General features: G+C 45.2%; 17 protein-coding genes. 10 read left to right on the top strand and 7 right to left on the bottom strand.

From position 1 onward, the window contains the following. Nucleotides 1-195: 195 nt before the first annotated feature. From LZG73_RS04470 to fabF, 5 genes are all read left to right on the top strand, one after another. On the top strand, nucleotides 196-1467 hold the full coding sequence (locus LZG73_RS04470) for a sorbosone dehydrogenase family protein (RefSeq protein WP_233846454.1): 1272 nt from the start codon (nucleotides 196-198) through the stop codon (nucleotides 1465-1467). Between the two features lie 147 nt (nucleotides 1468-1614). Then, nucleotides 1615-2199 carry a TetR/AcrR family transcriptional regulator gene (locus LZG73_RS04465; protein ID WP_233846453.1) on the top strand — a complete coding sequence of 195 codons (585 nt, stop codon included), beginning with the start codon at nucleotides 1615-1617 and terminating at the stop codon, nucleotides 2197-2199. A gap of 72 nt (nucleotides 2200-2271) precedes the next feature. Beyond that, on the top strand, nucleotides 2272-3021 hold the full coding sequence (locus LZG73_RS04460; RefSeq protein WP_233846452.1) for an SDR family oxidoreductase: 750 nt from the start codon (nucleotides 2272-2274) through the stop codon (nucleotides 3019-3021). Nucleotides 3022-3035: 14 nt separating this feature from the next. Next, nucleotides 3036-3272: a DUF2798 domain-containing protein gene (locus tag LZG73_RS04455; RefSeq protein WP_233846450.1), complete on the top strand. Its 237-nt coding sequence runs from the start codon at nucleotides 3036-3038 to the stop codon at nucleotides 3270-3272. Between the two features lie 36 nt (nucleotides 3273-3308). Further along, the gene (gene fabF / locus LZG73_RS04450; protein ID WP_233846448.1) at nucleotides 3309-4559 is read left to right on the top strand and encodes a beta-ketoacyl-ACP synthase II; all 1251 of its coding nucleotides are present in this window, start codon (nucleotides 3309-3311) and stop codon (nucleotides 4557-4559) included. A gap of 8 nt (nucleotides 4560-4567) precedes the next feature. On the opposite strand, the gene LZG73_RS04445 is transcribed toward fabF, so the two are convergent. After that, nucleotides 4568-5365 (bottom strand): HAD family hydrolase, encoded by a 798-nt coding sequence (locus tag LZG73_RS04445; RefSeq protein WP_233846446.1) that lies wholly within the window; start codon nucleotides 5363-5365, stop codon nucleotides 4568-4570. 185 nt (nucleotides 5366-5550) lie between these two features. On the opposite strand from LZG73_RS04445, the gene LZG73_RS04440 reads away from it, so the two are divergent. After that, complete coding sequence (locus LZG73_RS04440) at nucleotides 5551-6447, top strand: EamA family transporter (RefSeq protein WP_233846444.1); 897 nt, start codon at nucleotides 5551-5553, stop codon at nucleotides 6445-6447. Here LZG73_RS04440 and LZG73_RS04435 read toward each other — a convergent pair. Both LZG73_RS04435 and LZG73_RS04430 read right to left on the bottom strand, forming a co-directional pair. Next, nucleotides 6437-7072, bottom strand: a complete 636-nt coding sequence (locus tag LZG73_RS04435) for a class I SAM-dependent methyltransferase (RefSeq protein ID WP_233846442.1) — start codon at nucleotides 7070-7072, stop codon at nucleotides 6437-6439. The two genes, LZG73_RS04440 and LZG73_RS04435, sit on opposite strands and share 11 nt — an antisense overlap. A gap of 8 nt (nucleotides 7073-7080) precedes the next feature. Continuing rightward, a complete protein-coding gene (locus LZG73_RS04430) occupies nucleotides 7081-7995 on the bottom strand; it encodes a UbiA family prenyltransferase (RefSeq protein ID WP_233846440.1) in 915 nt (304 codons plus the stop codon). Nucleotides 7996-8144: 149 nt separating this feature from the next. On the opposite strand from LZG73_RS04430, the gene LZG73_RS04425 reads away from it, so the two are divergent. From LZG73_RS04425 to LZG73_RS04410, 4 genes are all read left to right on the top strand, one after another. Then, on the top strand, nucleotides 8145-9695 hold the full coding sequence (locus LZG73_RS04425) for a M20/M25/M40 family metallo-hydrolase (protein ID WP_233846439.1): 1551 nt from the start codon (nucleotides 8145-8147) through the stop codon (nucleotides 9693-9695). A gap of 72 nt (nucleotides 9696-9767) precedes the next feature. Beyond that, nucleotides 9768-11159: a M17 family metallopeptidase gene (locus tag LZG73_RS04420; protein ID WP_233846438.1), complete on the top strand. Its 1392-nt coding sequence runs from the start codon at nucleotides 9768-9770 to the stop codon at nucleotides 11157-11159. Nucleotides 11160-11266: 107 nt separating this feature from the next. Continuing rightward, nucleotides 11267-12463, top strand: coding sequence for an acetyl-CoA carboxylase biotin carboxylase subunit family protein (locus tag LZG73_RS04415; protein ID WP_233846437.1), 1197 nt, complete (start codon nucleotides 11267-11269; stop codon nucleotides 12461-12463). A gap of 143 nt (nucleotides 12464-12606) precedes the next feature. After that, nucleotides 12607-13635 (top strand): YhcG family protein, encoded by a 1029-nt coding sequence (locus tag LZG73_RS04410; protein WP_233846436.1) that lies wholly within the window; start codon nucleotides 12607-12609, stop codon nucleotides 13633-13635. Here the strand turns inward: LZG73_RS04410 and LZG73_RS04405 are convergent. The 4 genes from LZG73_RS04405 to LZG73_RS04390 are packed head-to-tail and all read right to left on the bottom strand — an operon-like array spanning nucleotide 13622 to nucleotide 18905. Beyond that, on the bottom strand, nucleotides 13622-14056 hold the full coding sequence (locus tag LZG73_RS04405) for a nuclear transport factor 2 family protein (RefSeq protein ID WP_233846435.1): 435 nt from the start codon (nucleotides 14054-14056) through the stop codon (nucleotides 13622-13624). The genes LZG73_RS04410 and LZG73_RS04405 overlap by 14 nt on opposite strands. A gap of 41 nt (nucleotides 14057-14097) precedes the next feature. After that, entirely contained in the window at nucleotides 14098-15378 is a 1281-nt protein-coding gene (locus LZG73_RS04400) for an MFS transporter (protein WP_233846434.1), read from the bottom strand. A 50-nt stretch (nucleotides 15379-15428) separates the two neighbouring features. Further along, nucleotides 15429-16952 carry a tagaturonate reductase gene (locus tag LZG73_RS04395; RefSeq protein WP_233846433.1) on the bottom strand — a complete coding sequence of 508 codons (1524 nt, stop codon included), beginning with the start codon at nucleotides 16950-16952 and terminating at the stop codon, nucleotides 15429-15431. A 12-nt stretch (nucleotides 16953-16964) separates the two neighbouring features. Beyond that, nucleotides 16965-18905 carry a glycoside hydrolase family 88 protein gene (locus LZG73_RS04390; RefSeq protein WP_409014307.1) on the bottom strand — a complete coding sequence of 647 codons (1941 nt, stop codon included), beginning with the start codon at nucleotides 18903-18905 and terminating at the stop codon, nucleotides 16965-16967. Nucleotides 18906-18910 lie beyond the last annotated feature (5 nt).

Below are 18910 nucleotides of genomic sequence, written 5' to 3'. Positions count from 1 at the left end.
CTGAATTTAAACGGAATGAGCCCGGTACAATACCGAGCTCATCACACTAATCGTTAATTCTTAAACTCGTCCAACTTTTGGGGTTCAGTCCATGACTACCCAGTTTTTTGAAAAGTGTAACTGGCATTATTGTTTTAAGGCAGATCATTGGTTATAAACCAGTTGATCTGCCTTTTTACATTTAATAATGTCCCAATGACAATCAGAAATATTCCCGCAGTTGCCTGCCTCTGCATATTGCTTACTGCAGTTGGCTGCAATAACAAAGAATCAAAACAGGAAGAAAAAGAAGCGTCGGCGAGCGCCAGCGATACAGTCGTTACTAAAACCGATAGTGTTGCGCTGCCCGCGCCATTTGCCACAGAATCTGCCGACAATCGGCCGGATGAAGCGGGTTGGCCTGACGGGAAAACGCCAGTTGCTCCGGCTGGTTTTACGGTTGAGAAATATGCGGATGAGTTAAAAAATCCCCGCTGGACTTACATTGCGCCCAATGGTGACGTGTTTGTGGCCGAATCCAACACAAAGAAGAGCGCAGACAGAATTACGCTTTTGCGCGACGTAAACAAAGATGGCAAACCTGAGCTGCAAGAGATTTTTATGGAAAAATTGAAACAGCCGCTGGGAATGCTGATCCTGAAAAATTACTTCTATGTGGCAAACACAGATGGCGTTTACCGCTATCCATACAAAGCCGGCGAGACGAAGATTACGGGCAAAGGCGAGCGGATTGTGGAATTGCCTGCGGGAGGATATAACAACCATTGGACGCGGAATTTGCTTGCAAATGCCGATGGTTCAAAGATTTATATTTCAGTAGGTTCGGCTAGCAATGTGGCGGATCACGGCATTGACGAGGAAAAACGCAGAGCCAATATTTTGGAAATTAATCCGGATGGAACAGGCGAAAAAGTGTTTGCGAGCGGACTAAGAAATCCGGTTGGTATGGACTGGGCGCCCGGGACGAACACGCTTTGGAGCGCTGTGAATGAGAGAGATGAGCTAGGCGACGACCTCGTTCCCGACTATGTTACGAGCGTAAAAGAAGGCGGATTTTATGGCTGGCCTTACGCTTATTTTGGCAAAAACGAAGATCCGAGAAGAAAAGGTGAGCGCCCGGACCTCGTTGCTAAGACGATCGTTCCAGATGTGCCTGTGGGTTCACACACGGCGTCATTGGGTTTGGCATTTTATGATAAAACGAAATTCCCTGCCAAATACAGAAACGGCGCATTCGTGGGGCAGCATGGTTCTTGGAACCGTTCACAACTGGCTGGTTATAAAGTGATTTTTATCCCATTCAAGGATGGAAAACCAACAGGTAAACCGGAGGATTTTTTGACAGGGTTTGTTGAAAGTGAAAAGAAAGTTTACGGCCGTCCGGTCGGCATTAATGTGATGGAAGATGGGTCAATGCTCGTATGCGACGATTCGGGAAATACGATTTGGCGCGTAAGTGCAAAATAAAATCGAGTTACAGAAGGAAGCAAAACGGCCTGGTTGTGAAATCAGGCCGTTTTTTTGGTTGATTTGCACACATTGAAAAATTAAACTTAATAATGCTTGCAAAAATATACCAATTGGTATATTTTTGTGTCGTTAATATTGAAGCGCATGAACAAAGCAGAAAAAACCAGACAATTTATCATTGAAAAAACGGCTCCGATTTTCAATGTCAAAGGTTATTCCGGCACTTCGATTAACGACATGATCAGCGCCACGGGACTTACCAAGGGCAGCATTTACGGAAATTTTCGCAACAAAGATGAGGTTGCACTGGCTGCATTTGACTTCAATTTGAAACAAATGTTTAGCGCGGTGCAGGCAGAAATGGCAACCAGAAAAACGGTTAAGGAAAAGCTGCTTGTGTATGTGGAGATTTATGAAAACTTCCTAACCTATCCTTTTCCCGAAGGCGGCTGTCCGATATTGAATACGTCGGTTGAAGCAGATGACACGCATCCGGAATTGCGGGCGAAAGCTGCTGAGGCCATTTTTACATGGAAAACTAAAATTGAAAATTTGATTAAAAAGGGCGTCGCAGATAATGAGCTGAGTGCTGCACTGGATCCCGATGAAGTCGCAATTACACTAATTGCATTGGTGGAAGGCGGCATTATGATAAGTAAAGTGACCGGGAAGCTGCAATACAGAAGGGCCATTATGAAGGCCGTGAAAAAGATGATCGAAGCATTATAGCAAATTTTTTTACACCTAAATATACCGATCGGTATATTATATATTTTATGAATCAATTAAACAAAAGAAAAAATGAAAACGACTGGAAATACAATCCTAATCACCGGCGGAAGCGCTGGAATTGGCTTCGCAATTGCACAAGCTTTTTCTGAAAAAGACAATCAAGTGATCATCACGGGCCGAAATGAGGAACGTCTGCTGCAAGCTGCTGCAAAATTAAAAAACACAACGGCGATCGTAAGTGATGTTTCAAACAAAGCGGATGTTGAAAAGCTGATTACAAAGCTGCAAAGCGATTTTCCGAACCTTAATGTGGTCATCAACAATGCAGGAAAAGCAGAAAGCTATTTGCTCGACAGTGAAAACGATGCTTACCAAATCGCGGAAGAAGAGATTTTGACCAATTATCTGTCAATCGTTGGATTAAACCAGAAGCTTGTCCCTTTACTAAGCCAGCAGGATGATGCTGCGATTGTGAATGTGTCCAGCATTGCAGCTTTTGCGCCCAACCATGTTATCCCGACTTACGCTGCAAGCAAGGCTGCATTGCATTCCTACACCCAGTCATTGCGCCTGACATTGGCCAAATCGACGGGAATTAAAGTTTTTGAATTGATGCCGCCGTTGGTGAATACAGATTTTTCTCAAAACATTGGCGGTGCAAACGGCATTCCTCCGCAGCAAGTGGCTGATGATCTTATCGAAGCCTTTGAGAATGATACATTTGAAATCCATGTTGGCCGGACTGCACAATTATATCAGCTGTTTCTGCAATCGCCGGAGCAAGCACTGTTGGCAATGAACCCGGGCGTTACAGCCTAAAACTGAGCACCAAGATGAAGAAAAAAATCGCCTTCGCAGCCATCATGGGAGTTGTTACTACGGGTATAATTTCTTTCAGTTTGGTTTCTATAAATATTGGATTTGTTGCCAATTTTTTGGTGATTTGGCTGAAATCCTGGATTATGGCCTATATGATCGTTATTCCAGTGATACTCACGGTCGGTCCAATGGTTGAAAAACTGGTGGAAGCCTTATTCAAAGATGCAGTGACTCAGGAGTTTGACGATTAATTTCCTGATGTCGTCGAAAAAATTTCAAAATTGTTTATGAAAAGAGTTGTTGTTACAGGTTTAGGAGTCATTTCTCCCCTCGGAAATTCGGTTGATGAATTTTGGGAAAACATTGTCAATGGTAAAAGCGGTGCTGCTACCATTACGAAAATGGACGTTTCGAAGTTTAAAACGCAATTCGGATGCGAAGTCCGCGACTTTCATCCGGAGGAATTTATTGATAAAAAAGAGTTAAAAAAGTTCGATCTGCACACGCAATATGCCATTGCAGCTTCGGACACAGCGATTAAGGATGCCGGACTCGATTTCAGCACGATTGACATCGAGGACCGTTATGATATGGGCGTTATCTGGGCGACCGGAAATGGCGGAATGGGCACTTTTGAAGACCAGTTGCTTGAATTTCATGCAGGCGGAGGCGTGCCGCGTTTCAGTCCATTCTTTATTCCAAAAATGATCGTGGACATTGCTGCGGGCGTTATTTCTATCCGTCATAAATTGCACGGCCCTAATTATTGCACGGTTTCGGCTTGTGCCTCGTCCAACACAGCGGTTATCAGCGCATTTGATACGATCAAAATGGGCAAGGCGAAGATCATGGTCGCTGGCGGATCAGAAGCAGCAATCATTTACTCCGCATTGGGCGGGTTCGGCGCTGCGCAGGCACTTTCCAAAAGAAACGATGCGCCTGAAAAAGCATCGCGTCCGTTTGATAAAGACCGGGATGGTTTCGTCATGGGCGAAGGCGCGGGAGCATTGATTTTGGAAGATCTGGATTATGCATTGGCAAGAGGCGCGAAGATTTATGCCGAAATTGTTGGAGGTGGAATGGCAGCGGACGCTTATCACTTGACAGGCACGCCACCCGACGGCATGGGCGCAGCATTGGGTATGAACAAAGCTTTGAAGGAAGCGGAAATTTCACCCGATAAAATCGATTATGTGAATGCGCACGCAACGTCCACCGGACTTGGTGATATGAGCGAGTTGAACGGCATTAAGAAAGTTTTTGGCGATCACCAGGTTGCGATCAGTGCTAGCAAATCAATGACAGGCCACTTATTAGGCGCCGCAGGAGCGGTTGAAAGCATCATTTGTGTGCTGGCAGTGAAGCATGACATTGTTCCCGGCACCATCAACACCGAAACGCTCGACGACGCGACTCCATCGGGAATGAACATTATCTTGGGTGATTCTGTGAAGCAAACCGTCAATTACGCGCTGAACAATACATTCGGATTTGGCGGCCATACGGCAACTTCAATATTCAAAAAATACACGGAATAGCAAATCCGCTATTCCGTAATTTCCGAAAGGATTTCTACAACCCCGTTTTCATCGTTGCTTTTGGCGATGAAACGGGCTATTTTTTTGACATCCGGATGCGCATTGGCCATCGCATAAGCATAATGTCCCTTTTGCAGCATTTCCAGATCATTCAAATAATCTCCGAAAACCATGGTTTGGTCAAACGAGACATTGAATTTCTTTTGCAAAACTTCCATTGCTTTGCCTTTATTTGCGTCCTTATGCGAAATATCGAGCCAGATCGGGCCTGAAATTTTCACTTGCAGCGTGTCTTCAAAGTGCTTGTAATGCGGATAACTGTTCTCCTCCGAACCCGCAAGATCACAAAGCGTGAATTTCAAAAATTGGTCATCATCAACTTCCGTCAGGTCATCGACAACTTCGTAACGTTCGAAATACAGTTTGAGATGGTTTAAAAATTCAGGCTCGTCATTTTCAACGTAAGCTTTTTTCTTGCCACAAATAACGGCGTAAGTGCTGGCAATGGGACGCGAAATTTTAACCAATTCCTTCACAATGTCATGGTCAACAGCTTGAATGTGAATTTCTTCATCATTAAAAACGACATAACTGCCATTTTCAGCAGCAAAAATCACCTCGTCTTTAACCGTGTCCAGTGCTTTGGCAAGATTAAAATACTGGCGTCCGCTGGCTGCCACAAAAATGACTCCATGATCTTTTAATTTCCTGAAAACGGGGAAAAAGGATTCATGTATTTCATGGTCGGAATTCAAAAGCGTGCCGTCCATGTCCGTCGCAACCATCCTGATATCGGAAAAAGTCATAAATTTCAATAATGTTAATTACACCAGTCAAGCCAAATATTCCCGCTTAGGTTCCGTTTTTTGCACTATTAAAGCTTCAAAAGGTGAGAATCAAATGATTTTTGGTGCCTCCGAACCTGTAAAAACATTTTGCTGTTCCTTAAAAACATTATATCCGCTCCTGATTGACACATTTTACAAGCTCCATGAAATTTTCAAAATACTATTTAGCAGCCTTCATTTCTTTTGTGATCTGGGGTTTTTTTAGTCTTGCTTTAAAGCCTTTGAAAGCGTACGCTTCGCTTGACATTCTGTTTTACCGCGTTTTTTTGTGCGCAGTGATCATGGCCGTGATCAGTCTTTTTGTTCGGATAAAAGTGTTGAAGGAAAACATCGGCAAATTCAGGCAACTGCCTGCCAGTGAGAAGCGAAGAGTTACAATACTCACATTTTCGGGAGGCTTTTTATTGACTGCCAACTGGTTTTTCTTCATTTACGTCATGAACCACATCAGCGTCAAAGCGGCCTCTTTTGCTTATCTGGTTTGTCCCATCATGACCACCGTGATTGCCTATTTTGTGTTAAATGAAAAGCTGAGCAAATGGCAATGGGGTGCTGTCTTATTAAGCGTTGTGAGCTGTATGTTGCTGTCGTTCAATAACATTTCAGACATTGCATACAGCCTGATCGTCGCTGCTTCCTATGCATTCTATCTGGTGAGCCAGCGGAAAAACACAGGTTTTGACAAGTTCCTGATCCTTACTGTGCAAATTCTGTTCTCCGCATTGCTTCTAGCGCCGTTTTATCCGGTTTACAGCGAGGCGCTGCCCATGGAGTTTTCATTTTACGCGCTCATTTTCCTGATTGCGGTGCTGTTTACAATCGTGCCGTTGTACATGAATCTGTATGCATTGCAAGGCGTGAATTCGTCCACAATGGGCGTTTTGCTTTATATCAACCCGCTGATGAATTTTTCGATTGCATTAATTTATTTCCACGAGCCTATCAATGCGATTCAGATCATTGCATATTCGTTGATTTTGCTGTCGATTATAATTTTCAACGAGCGCTTTATTTTCAAAAGGCGCGCAGCTATGGTGTAACTTTCTGATAAGCGATCGATTGGATAAAGCCTTGAAAGTGAGTGCTTTTGTCGAGCACAATATATCCTTTATTTTGAAAGTGTGATTCCATATCCGGCAATGTGCTGGCCTCCACATTGCACACTGTTTTGAAAAACCAATACATACATTGCAGCAAGGCCTTTTGCCAAATGCCCTTGATTTGGTTTTCAATGTGAAAATCAACGAAAAGCCACGTCCCGCCAACGATTAATAATTTGTGAAGCTTCAAAAAAACTGCTTCTGCGCGTTCCGGCGCGAAATTATCGAATAGGAACGGCGTCATAACGACATCAAACGTTTCATTGGATTCGAAGTCTTCAATCGGCATGTGAATGAAGTGAATTTTGTTTTGCCTGACATTCCTTTTTTTGGCCAGCAAGATCATTTTGGCAGAAATTTCAACATACGAAATATCGAGCCCGGAAACGTGGACTTTTGCCAATTCATCTAATATCCAACCCGTTCCGCCTCCGACAATGAGCAGTTTGCACGGCGCGGAAATCTGGGGAAGCAGTGCCAGTTGTGCATTTACAATGGACTTCCCGAACACGAGCCTGCTGAGCGTGTCATAAATCCCAGCGATCCGGTCGTAGGTGTTTGTCATCAGTTGGATTAATGCTGTCCAAAAACAATGCCCGCAATGCCGCACATCGCCTTTACAAGCAATAATCCGTCAATCACGATTAGATAATATAAAATTTTGCGGGGCTTATTGAGTGAAAACGCGACAATGAGGAGGCAAACGAACGGGAGCATGTTCAGCAAAACCGTAACCGGACTGAAATTTCGATAGGTTGCAAATGTGAGGAATGCAAGCAGGCCAATCAGGAGCAACGGAACGAGGACATAATAAATGGTGCGCTGCAACCCGAATGTCACGGCAAAAGTTTTCAGCTCAATGTTGGCGTCATCTTCATAATCTTTCATGTCAAACATGATGGCATTCACCGTGCAGAACATCCAGTTTTTCAGGAAAAGCCAGAGCATTAATGTTGGCTCGGCAATGGTGATGCCGTGTTCAATGCGGAGCATTGTAACGGGGAAAAGATTGACGCATCCGGCCCAAACGAAACCAATAACAAATGCCTTAAACCAGCCCGTGCGTCTCAGATTAAATGAAATGATTGATTTCGGGAGCAATCCGTAATACAGCATTGCAGCCAACGGAACCGTGAGAATTGCCAGCCAGTAATGAGCGGGCAATGCCAGCATTTTGGAAAAATCTTTTAACAAAAACCAAAATCCAAGCGCTATGCAAACCGATATAAAAAACCATTGACTGCCCTGCACAAACGTGTAATGCATTCGATACCAAAGTGTTCGCGGATTTTGAGAAACCACATTCCCGGCCGGAACGGAATATGCTTTGGTGTAATAAAAAACGGTGGCGCTGAAAAGGAGCAGATAATAAGCAGGGGAATTGAGCGGCAGGTTAAGCTGAAATGCAGTTTCGAATGACAACGCGACCGCCAAAAGGCCGACGAAGTAATTGGCAAAAAACACAAAAGACACCACTTTATTAACCATAATCCTTTAAAAAAACCGACCCGAATGCGGGAACCTGCTCCTTAATGAAACAATGGAAATATCAATTTAGAATTTTCCAAGAGGCTATTTAAACCATCGCGGCTATTTCATACATTGAGAAACAGATCAATTTCTAAACCAACATTTGCATGAAGAAAATCTCCTCGCTTTTCCTTTTGTTTTTTGCCTTGCAGATTCAAATTGGATTTGCCCAAAGTAAAGATCCCGTTGTTGAAAACATTGTTAAAGAAGCAACGGAAAACTCACAACTGGAAAAACTGGCGCATGAATTAATGGATGTCATCGGGCCAAGACTGGTGGGCTCGCCGCAAATGATGCAAGCGCACGAATGGGCCGTTGCCAAATACAAAGGCTGGAATATTACAGCAAAAAATGAAAAATGGGGCGAATGGCGTGGTTGGGAACGCGGCGTGTCGCACATTGATATGGTGGCGCCGAGAGTGAAATCATTGGAAGGAATGCAGCTCGCATGGAGCCCTGGAACGGGCGGCAAAACGGTTACTGCCGAGGTGATTATCTTGCCAGACGTCGCGGATTCGCTGGCTTTTCAAAAGTGGCTGCCGAGTGCGAAAGGAAGATTTGTGATGATCAGCATGAACCAGCCAACGGGCAGGCCCGATTACAACTGGCAGGAATTTGGCACGAAAGAGTCTTTTGAAAAGATGAAAAAGGAGCGTGATGCACAGACTGAGGCTTGGGCAAATCGCGTCAAAAAAACGGGTTATGCAGCCCGAACATTGCCGGTTGCATTGGAAAAAGCAGGTGCAGCTGGGGTCGTAATGTCTTATTGGTCAAAAGGTTTTGGGGCTAATAAAATATTCGGTGCTTACACAAAAGCCATTCCGACAGTTGACATTTCACTTGAAGATTACGGTTTGCTTTATCGTTTGTCGGAGTCAGGCCACACGCCGAAAATCAGTGTGCGTGCGGATGCTAAGGAAACGGGCATCAGCCAGACCTTCAACACAATTGGCGAAATTAAAGGAACTGAAAAGCCAAATGAATATGTGATCCTGTCTGCACATTTTGACTCATGGGACGGTGGAAGTGGTGCAACGGACAACGGAACGGGCACAATTGTGATGATGGAGGCAATGCGGATTCTGAAAAAAGTCTATCCAAATCCAAAAAGAACCATCCTGGTTGGACATTGGGGAAGCGAGGAGCAGGGACTGAATGGTTCGCGCTCATTTGTGGAAGATCATCCGGAGATTGTGCAGAATATTCAAGCGGTTTTTAACCAGGATAATGGAACGGGCCGGGTTATTAACCTTTCGGGTCAAGGCTTTTTGAATTCCTACGAATATTTAAGTCGCTGGCTTTCAAAGGTTCCGGAAACCATTAAAGCGCCAATTGAGTCTAAATTCCCCGGGACACCCGGCGCAGGCGGCTCTGACTTCGCGTCATTTGTGGCAGCAGGCGCGCCCGCTTTTTCACTGAGTTCGCTCAACTGGTCTTACGGCACATACACCTGGCACACCAACCGCGACACGTATGATAAGATCGTGTTTGACGATGTGCGAAGCAATGCGATTTTGGCTGCGATCATGGCCTATCAAGCAAGCGAAGATCCGAATAAGACATCGCGTGAAAAAAGCATATTACCGCTGAACGCGAAAGGCGAACCGACCGCGTGGCCCGAACAAAGGAAAGCCACAAGGCGCGGCGGACTGGATTAATTCGCCCGATACATTTATTCAAAGCAAAGACTTATCTTGTCTTTGCTTTTTTATTTATCCCCGCACAATACAATGTTAATAAAACAAATTTGGGAGCCGCAGGAAGACGTGCTGACAATCCGCTCTTTTGAGCAAGGCTTACATCCTGAAAATCAGGCAATGTTTGATGGCGAAAAAGGCGAGATGTGGTGGTATTCAAGTAAGGAGCTTTGGGTTGGATTGGGAAAATCACCCAGACTGCCCGTGCTGATCAAGATCTTTCGCACTGTATTCTTCAAACGCAAAAACCGCTGGCCTGAGCACATTATTCTCGACGCAAGAGGCCGGAGCGCGGATTGGATCGAAAACGTGATTAATGGCATCATTTTGGGAGGTTATAACATTCAATTATATAAAACTGATTTTCAAAAGCTTAGCGCATTCTTCGAAAGCGGGACACTTTCTATTTTAACCGATAATGATTCTGCTAGTCTGGACCGTTCATCGGAAATTGCGCAGAAAACTGCGTTGGTGCAAATGCGAATTATGAACCTGATGAATGCGCCTGCTAATTACAAAAATCCTGAAATGCTGGGTGAATGGGCCAAAGAATCGGGAGCAATAAACAATTACAAAGTGACTGTGCTGCATAAAAGCGATCTGGAAACGCTGGGAATGCATGCTTTGCTCGCAGTTAGCAAAGGAAGCGAGGCGCCGCCAGTCATGATCGTCACGGAATATGTGCCCGAACATTATACCAAAACAGTTGCCTTGGTCGGCAAGGGCGTGACATTTGACACGGGTGGGATCTCGATCAAAACTTCGGCCAATATGCACTTGATGAAAAGCGATATGGGTGGCGCTGCGGCCGTTCTGGGCGCAGTTGAGCTGGCTGCGCAATTGAAAATTCCGGTGCGTGTGATTGGTGTGATTCCTTCGACGGAGAACAGCGTGGATGGACTTTCTATGAAGCCGGGCGATGTAATTAGCTCTTACTCAGGCAAAACCATCGAAGTGATTGACACAGACGCGGAGGGCAGGCTCATTCTCGCGGATGGGCTGAGTTATGCCGTCAGGGAATTTAAACCGGACGTGGTGGTGGATCTTGCAACGCTCACGGGCAGCGTTATTCAGACGCTGGGATACGAAGCCGCCGGACTTTTTACACCAAACGATGAGTTGGCAGCAGCATTGGCAACAGCAGGCGAGCAAACCGGCGAAAAAGTCTGGCGCTTGCCCGTTTGGGACGCATATAAAGAAGAAATCGCCTCGGACATTGCTGACTTGAAAAATTACCACGGAAAACCGATTGCCGGGGCAATTGTCGCTGCCAAATTCCTGGAAGTTTTCACGGACGAACATCCGGCCTGGGCGCATCTCGACATTGCCGGAACGGCCTTCGGAGACACGGAATATGCACCCGGAAGAGCGGGCACGGCTTATGGCGTCCGCTTGTTGCTGCATTATTTGTCGGCGATAATTTAAATGGCCCTTCCCTTGCCAATTTGGTTCTTTTTAATCAATTTGGAGAAGCAAGTTTTGTAATGACTGTTCAAAATTTGTGTCGTTAGTTTTCACCAAAGCCAAAATTTATGACCCAAACGCTTACATTTCTTTGCATTTCAACGTATTTCAAGGGTAACGATTTTCTGAGAGCCTGCAAAGCTGCCGGTAACACGGTGTTTTTGATCACGGCCAAAAAATTAGAACATAAACCGTGGGCCCGGGAAGCTGTTGACGAGTTTTTTTATGTGCAGGAAGGGGAGGATGGGACTTACAACATGACCGAAATCATCAATGGTCTTGCTTACGTAATGCGCAGTCGCTCCATTGATCGCGTGGTGGCGCTGGATGATTTTGATGTAGAAAAAGCGGCGCATATTCGCGAATATTTCCGAATTCCCGGCATGGGTCAAACGACCGGGAGATATTTCAGGGACAAGCTGGCAATGCGCACCAAGGCGGCAGAATCGGGGATTCTTGTTCCAGGATTTTGTTCGTTGTTCAATGATGATGCAATTAATCAATTTATTGAAAAATATCCTGGCCCATGGATGATCAAACCCCGGTCAGAAGCCTCTGCGACAGGCATTAAGAAAATGCACGACGCCACGGAATTGTGGGAAACCATCCACCAGCTTGGTGACAAAAGGCATGCTTATCTTGTGGAGCAATACAAGCCAGGGAATGTCTATCACGTCGATTCTATTTCTTACAACGGCCGCGTTATATTTTCGTGGAATAGCAAATATCTGGCGCCGCCATTTGATGTTGCCCACGGCGGAGGCATCTTCCGGTCGGTAACCGTGCCATTTGACTCTTCCGAAGAACATGCATTGGAAACATTGGCGGTTGATTTGTTAAAGGCCTTTGGACTGAAACACAGCGCATCACATACAGAAGTGATTCGTTGCCATGACGACGGTAAATATTATTTTTTGGAAACATCCTCCCGCGTAGGCGGCGCAAATCTTTCGGAAATGGTTGAAGCCTCTTCTGGCATTAATCTCTGGAAAGAATGGGCGCGGATGGAGACTGCCGAGGCAAAAGGAGACAATTATAAATTGCCGCCGGTAAGGAAGGACTATTCCGGAATTATCATCTCGCTAGCCCGCTACGAATGGCCAGATCTTTCCGTTTTCAATGATCCTGAAATTGTCTGGCGTATGGAAGAGCCTTATCATGTAGGCCTGGTCGTGCGTTCCAAATCCCGCGATCGCGTCATCGAATTATTGGATAAATACGCGGACATCATTCAATCCGATTACCACGCCTCCGCCCCCGCGTAGGACCGTCCTACGCATTGATTGGCAGGTTTTGGTAACTTGAAGTCCCATAAGAAAAAAAACGAAATATTTTATGAAAGAGCTGTGACCTGATTTTGGTTGGTCCGTCTAAATGCGTGAAAGTTATGTTCTAACCAAATGCATTTATGAAAGAGAAAATAAAATCAGACGAATTGGTCCTGTCAGTCAAGCAGCTTATCCAGGAAAGCAGAAGCCGAGTTGCAGTCGCTGTCAACGCGGAAATAACGACGTTATATTATGAGATTGGTAAAAGAATCAATGACGAAGTTCTGAGGCATGACCGGGCTGAATATGGCAAGCAGGTTATCACCCAACTAAGCGCTAATCTCAGCTTAGAATATGGAAATGGTTGGAGTGAGAAACAGCTACGGCATTGCATGCATTTTGCCAATGTATTTCCGGACAGCTCAATTGTCTCCGCACTGCGGAGACAATTGAGCTGGACACACTTAAAGCTCTTAATTTACATTGAAAACGATCTCAAACGGGACTTTTACATAGAGATCTGTCGCCTTGAAAATTGGTCTTCGAGGCAGTTACAAGAACGAATCAAATCAATGCTCTTCGAGCGGACTGCGATCAGCAAGAAGCCGGAGGAAACAATCATCAATGATCTCAATCTTCTTAAAACCAAACAGAAACTGAATCCTGACCTTGTTTTCAGGGACCCTTATTTCCTTGATTTTCTAGGTTTAAAGGACGCTTATTCCGAGAAAGACCTGGAAACCTCTATCATTGTTGAGCTTCAAAAATTTATTACAGAAATGGGCAGTGATTTTGCATTCCTTGCCCGCCAAAAGCGAATTACTGTCGACAATAGCGATTACTTTATTGATCTGTTATTTTATCACAGAAGATTAAAATGCCTTGTTGCCATCGATTTAAAAATGGGCGCGTTTGAATCGGCCTTCAAAGGTCAGATGGAATTGTATTTGCGTTTTTTGGAAAAATACGAACAGGTTGAAGGTGAGAACGCACCCATTGGTCTCATTCTATGCACCGGAAAAACGGAGGAGCATGTCGAACTCATGCAACTGGATAAAAGCAATATCAGGGTTGCGGATTATCTCACAGAACTGCCTTCGCAAGCACTTTTACAGGACAAGCTGCACCGCGCAGTAGAAATCGCTAAACAAAAACTCACGGCAACTTAAACGCCTGTCGGCCTAGTAACAGCCATTCGCCTTTGCTTTTTTGCCAAACCATGAAGACGCCGAGTTTTACGGGAGCGGGATCTTTGCCCTTGTTGTGCGTGTCGCCGATGAGCTTGTGACGGACAAGGGCAACGTCACCTGAAACAGAAATAGTTTGTTCGGAAAGATCTATTTTGGTGAAGTTCGACTCCTCACTGACCAGTGCGCGAATGAATTCTTTCCGGTCTTCCAAAAGCCCGTTGGAATGTCCGTAAGTTAGTGAAGGCGAGGTGAGTTTGGTTAAATTCTCTTCCGTAGGCTCCAATATTGCAGAACGGAGTTTTTCAACTGCGGCTGCAACGGCTTTTTCATCATTGCTTTGCGCAAACGCAAGCACATTTCCCAGCAAAAGAAACGCAGCCAATAAAAGTGTCTTTTTCATTTGTAAAAAATACTGTTGTAAGTGATTAGGTAAGGCTTTTGCTAAATATCAACACGTTCCATTTTGGGAGCGAACAAATGCATTACACCCCAGGCGAGCAGATAAGCAAAGCCGCAAATGATAAAAATGAGATTATATCCGCCGCCAATATTGCCCGCAGCTTTGTAATTATCAAGGATTATCCCGACTAAAAGCGGAAAAAGAATGCCTCCTACTGATCCCGCCATCCCGCCAATGCCAACCACCGAGCTCACCGCTTTTTTGGGAAACATGTCCGACGCTGTGGTAAAAATATTCGCACTCCATGCCTGATGCGCAGCAGCCGCAAGACTTATTAAAATTACCGCCTGCCAGATATTTGTCGTGTATTGGGCCAGCATAATCGGCGTGACAAGGAATGCAAAAATGAGCATTGACGTCTTACGCGCGCGGAATACAGGCCAGCCTTTTTTGATAAAATAACCAGACAGATAACCGCCTCCAATGCTCCCAATCGTGGTTGCGGTGTAAACGATCACCAGCTCAGGACTTGGTTTTGAAAGGTTAAGTTTGAATGCTTCCGCGAAATAGGAGGGAAGCCAATAAAGGAAAAACCACCAGATCGGATCGGTGAGCATTTTGCCAAAAACGAATGCCCACGTTTGTCTGACTTTGAATAAATCGAGCCATTTTACAGGAGCTTCTTTGCTTGTGTCGGGCTCATTGTCGCTGTGAATGTAATCGAATTCCGACTGGCTGATTCGCTGCTGCCTGGCCGGCACTTCATAATAGCGAATCCAGAAGAATAGCCATACAAAACCCACTGCTCCGGTGATCAGGAATGCTTCCTGCCAGCCATATGCGCCCAAAATCCAGGGAACCATAATCGGCGCGACAACCGCTCCAATGTTCGCACCGGAATTGAAAATCCCAGTCGCCAAGGCGCGTTCTTTCTTCGGAAACCACTCCGCAGTCGCCTTGATAGCGACCGGGAAATTGCCTGCTTCGCCCAAACCAAGCAATGCGCGCATCAATCCAAAGCTGAATGTGCCTGTTGCGACGGCATGCAACATGGCGGCAATGCTCCACACGACGACCGAAATGGTGTAACCCATTTTGGTCCCGATTTTATCAATGATCGCTCCGAAACCGATGAGCGAAATCGCATAAGCTGTTTGAAAAGCCATTACAATGTGGCTAAAATCCGATTCTGACCAATTGAAATCCGCTTCTAATGTTGGTTTTAAAAGACCGAGGACCTGTCTGTCCAGATAATTGATTGTAGTTGCACAAAACAGCAGCGCGACAACCCGCCACCGATATTTGGTCATTTGGTTCTCCATGGGAGGATTACGAATTTAAATTTGGCTGCTTTTAATGATAATCGTATGAATCAAGCATATTCAAGTTTGCCTAAAAACTCTTTCAATGTTTCGAGCGCACCGTTTTCTTTGAGGGATTCAAGATAGGTGACGACATTTTTGTGTAAATCCTCCGATTTTGAAAAATCTTTTTGCCAGATGGATGTGTCTTTCAAAATCGTCCTGACCATTTCCGGCAACGAAGCCATTTGCCATTTTTGGTAAAAATAAGCGGCTTTCTGATCCTGGATGAGATAGTGTTGCCCATTTGCTAAGCCATAGTAATGATCGCCTTCTTTCCTTACGGCCTTCATAAAAAAAATATAAGCGGCAATGCCAAATGTGATCCGGTCCGGAAAAGCGCCTTGCGTTTGCTCAAATTTTATAAAAACAGGCATCACCCGCGAAAGCATTTTGGCAGAGTAATTCTGGCTGATATTGAGCCATTTATGCCGAATATGCGGATTTTGAAAACGCTCCACAACGCGACGGCTGAACTCCAGCGCTTTGTCGGGCGACACGGGATATGGAATCGCTGCTGCAATTTCCGTTTCCATCAGATTGGTCAGATAAGCATTGAAAAGTGGATTTTCCATTGCTTCAAAAACTGTCCTGAAACCGCACAAATGCGCCAATCCGCAGCCCAATGTATGCGCGCCGTTCAGCAGTCTGAGCTTTAATTCGCGATACATTTCAATGTCAGGCTCAATGATCAGCCCCTTATCAATGCCGTAAAATGACAGCTTTTTACGAACCCTGGCATCGCCCTCAATCGCCCAGAGATGATAATGTTCGGTTGTGATGAGCAAGTCATCTTGATAACCAAGCTCGTCGTTCAGTTTTTTCAGAATTGCCTCATCCGGCTTTCCTGGCACAATCCTGTCCACCAGTGAGTTGCAAAATGAATTGTGGTTTTCAAGCCAATCTATGAATGCAGCTTCCAGGCCATTCCGATGCGCCAGTTCGAGCACGATTGATTCCAATTTTTTGCCATTATCCGTGATCAGCTCCGTGGGAATGATGACCACGCCATAGTCCGGACTTCCACTAAAAGCGACGTAACGGGCATATAAAAACGCAAGCAGTTTTCCGGGAAACGAAACCGGCGGCCATTGGTAAATGTCATCTACAACAAGCTGAATGCCAATCTCAGTCGTGTTGGAAATCACAATGCTTATCGCAGGATTTTTGGCCAGGTCAAGCACCAGCGACCATTGTGTTTTTGCTGATAAAACCCTGCTTATAGCCGAGGAAATGATGTTTTCTTCCTTCACTTTCCCGCTTTGAGTCCCTCTCACGCAAATCGTGTAAAGATTATCCTGTCGTTCAAAAGCTTTCAAATCGCCTTCATCAGTGGATTTAACGACAACAATACGGCCATTGAAAACGCCTTCGCGATTGGCCTTATCGATGAAATAATCGGCTAATCCTCTCAGAAAAGCGCCTGTGCCGAATTGTAGCACTTTTTCGGGCAGCTGAAAAATGGCATCATCCGGCACAATCAGCCCCGGCTGGTTTCTTAGCTGACCAAGATTTTCACGAAAAAGACGGCCCATAGGTTTACGGTTTTACTTTTTAACAACCTGTTTCAACAACCATTCGGCCAGATCTTTGCCAGCTTCGAAATTTTCAAAGCTCGTATCGATCCTGCGCCCATCCACATATTCGTTGTAAAGCCATGGGTCACCGACGGCAAAAACAGTTCCTTTTCCATATTTAGCAACGCCGCAAATAACATCTCCCTGATCCGTTAGGGCGGATTTGGCAGGGCCCGACACGAGCAATGGCGAGAGTTCCTTAATGTAGATTTTGTTAGCAGTTTTGAAAATGGCTTTACTATCAGCCGGAATCATCAATTTACCCTGCTCAAACTGCGTTCCTTGCACCATATTGCGGTTTTTACTGCTGAATTGCATGCCGAATTTACCGGCAAGTTCATTGAAATGCTGAATCTCACAATTAGCAGTGTCATTCGCCATCATCACCAGCACGCCGCCCGCCTTAACCCAGTTTTCAATCGCCGTAATGTCATTTGGTTGGATAAAATTGGGTGCCGACGTCTCCTTTTTTGTGTCAGGATCAACAATGATATAAACGTCTATTTCTCTGAGATTTTCAGCCGTCGGAGCCGTCGAAACGGGCACCGTTTTTGCGCCTAACTCTCTGAATGTGTTGCCCCAAAGCCAAAAACCTGAATGCAATTTATCTTCCCAAGTGTAGTGAAAAGGTTCATCCGAACCGTCAGGTTGCTTTTTAAATTCGTGATTGAAGTGATAATCTAATCCGACCGTCTTGTTTTTACCAACAGCATTTTCGGCGGCAATTTCCATTTCAATGCTGGCAAAAATGAATGGGCCAATGCCTTTTAAATCATTTTTACGAATCGGCTCACTAAGATAATAGGCATAACTTCCGTCCCGGTAAGGCGTTCCGCCCAATCCGCCGACGCTGACCGTTTTGTTCAAGCTTAGCAAGCCATCTGCCTCTTTTTCAACAAATTGCTTCAATGCTCCGGCATAACCGCGCTTTGCGTTGGCTGCAAATGACGGGTCAATGTAACCCATTCGCGAAGCTTTTGCCAATGCGTAAATGAACATGCAGGAAGCGGAAGATTCAAAATAGTTGCCCTCCCTGTTTCCTTGGTCAATCACCTGATACCAAAGGCCAGATTCCTTATCCTGATATTTTGCGAGCACTGGCGCCAGCCTTTGCACATATTTGATTAGTTCAATTCTCTTTGGATGGTTTTGCGGGAAATAATCCAGCACATCCACCAATGCAATTGCATACCAGCCGATGGCGCGCGCCCAGAAATTAGGCGAGCGACCGGTCGTTTTGTCAGCCCATTTTTGCTCACGGCTCTCATCATACGCATGGTAAATCAGCCCCGTTTTTTCATCGACCGCATATTTTTCAATTAATGCAAACTGGTTGGCAATGTCATCGAAATGTTCGGGGTGTTTGAAGAGCAAGCTGTATTCGGCAGCGAACGGCTCGGCCATGAAAAGGCCGTCCAGCCACATTTGATTTGGATAGCGTTTTTTGTGCCAATAACCGCCTTCTTTTGTCCTCGGTTGCTCTGATAATTGCTTCCAGAGCAGATCAGCGGCTTTTTTGTATTTTTCCTTATTGGGCTGTGTTTGTTGATAAAGTGTCAGTAATGCTCTTCCAGTGGGAATGTTATCGATGTTGAATTCGTCGAATTTGTAAGTCCGAATGTTGCCATCTTTGTCAACATATTGGTCAATGTCCTTTCTAATGTATTCAAAATATTTGCCTTCGCCCGTCCTTAACCAGACTTTTTCAATCGCTTTCAGCATCAATCCCTGCTCGTAATCCCAGCGGGTAAATGTGTTTTTCCCAACCAGAATAGAATCCTTATGACGCGCCATAAATGAATCGGCCATCTGCCTTGAAAGCGGAATGTCCTGCGCGAACGTTTGCGCCACAACTAGCAGCACAAAGAGAAAAAGTGCAAAATGGTTTACAGGAAGGAAGCGTCGTTTCATCAGGA

The sequence above is a fragment of the Dyadobacter sp. CY326 genome, from assembly GCF_021390515.1.
In the GTDB taxonomy this organism is placed as follows: Bacteria; Bacteroidota; Bacteroidia; order Cytophagales; family Spirosomataceae; genus Dyadobacter.
This window is presented reverse-complemented; position numbering and strand designations above follow the sequence as displayed.

What these genes read in the sequence shown, in the direction of transcription:
- LZG73_RS04470 (WP_233846454.1), top strand. Translation starts at nt 196, where the DNA reads ATGACAATCAGAAATATTCCCGCAGTTGCCTGCCTCTGCATATTGCTT.
- LZG73_RS04465 (WP_233846453.1), top strand. Translation starts at nt 1,615, where the DNA reads ATGAACAAAGCAGAAAAAACCAGACAATTTATCATTGAAAAAACGGCT.
- LZG73_RS04460 (WP_233846452.1), top strand. Translation starts at nt 2,272, where the DNA reads ATGAAAACGACTGGAAATACAATCCTAATCACCGGCGGAAGCGCTGGA.
- LZG73_RS04455 (WP_233846450.1), top strand. Translation starts at nt 3,036, where the DNA reads ATGAAGAAAAAAATCGCCTTCGCAGCCATCATGGGAGTTGTTACTACG.
- fabF (WP_233846448.1), top strand. Translation starts at nt 3,309, where the DNA reads ATGAAAAGAGTTGTTGTTACAGGTTTAGGAGTCATTTCTCCCCTCGGA.
- LZG73_RS04445 (WP_233846446.1), bottom strand. Translation starts at nt 5,365, where the DNA reads ATGACTTTTTCCGATATCAGGATGGTTGCGACGGACATGGACGGCACG.
- LZG73_RS04440 (WP_233846444.1), top strand. Translation starts at nt 5,551, where the DNA reads ATGAAATTTTCAAAATACTATTTAGCAGCCTTCATTTCTTTTGTGATC.
- LZG73_RS04435 (WP_233846442.1), bottom strand. Translation starts at nt 7,072, where the DNA reads ATGACAAACACCTACGACCGGATCGCTGGGATTTATGACACGCTCAGC.
- LZG73_RS04430 (WP_233846440.1), bottom strand. Translation starts at nt 7,995, where the DNA reads ATGGTTAATAAAGTGGTGTCTTTTGTGTTTTTTGCCAATTACTTCGTC.
- LZG73_RS04425 (WP_233846439.1), top strand. Translation starts at nt 8,145, where the DNA reads ATGAAGAAAATCTCCTCGCTTTTCCTTTTGTTTTTTGCCTTGCAGATT.
- LZG73_RS04420 (WP_233846438.1), top strand. Translation starts at nt 9,768, where the DNA reads ATGTTAATAAAACAAATTTGGGAGCCGCAGGAAGACGTGCTGACAATC.
- LZG73_RS04415 (WP_233846437.1), top strand. Translation starts at nt 11,267, where the DNA reads ATGACCCAAACGCTTACATTTCTTTGCATTTCAACGTATTTCAAGGGT.
- LZG73_RS04410 (WP_233846436.1), top strand. Translation starts at nt 12,607, where the DNA reads ATGAAAGAGAAAATAAAATCAGACGAATTGGTCCTGTCAGTCAAGCAG.
- LZG73_RS04405 (WP_233846435.1), bottom strand. Translation starts at nt 14,056, where the DNA reads ATGAAAAAGACACTTTTATTGGCTGCGTTTCTTTTGCTGGGAAATGTG.
- LZG73_RS04400 (WP_233846434.1), bottom strand. Translation starts at nt 15,378, where the DNA reads ATGGAGAACCAAATGACCAAATATCGGTGGCGGGTTGTCGCGCTGCTG.
- LZG73_RS04395 (WP_233846433.1), bottom strand. Translation starts at nt 16,952, where the DNA reads ATGGGCCGTCTTTTTCGTGAAAATCTTGGTCAGCTAAGAAACCAGCCG.
- LZG73_RS04390 (WP_409014307.1), bottom strand. Translation starts at nt 18,905, where the DNA reads ATGAAACGACGCTTCCTTCCTGTAAACCATTTTGCACTTTTTCTCTTT.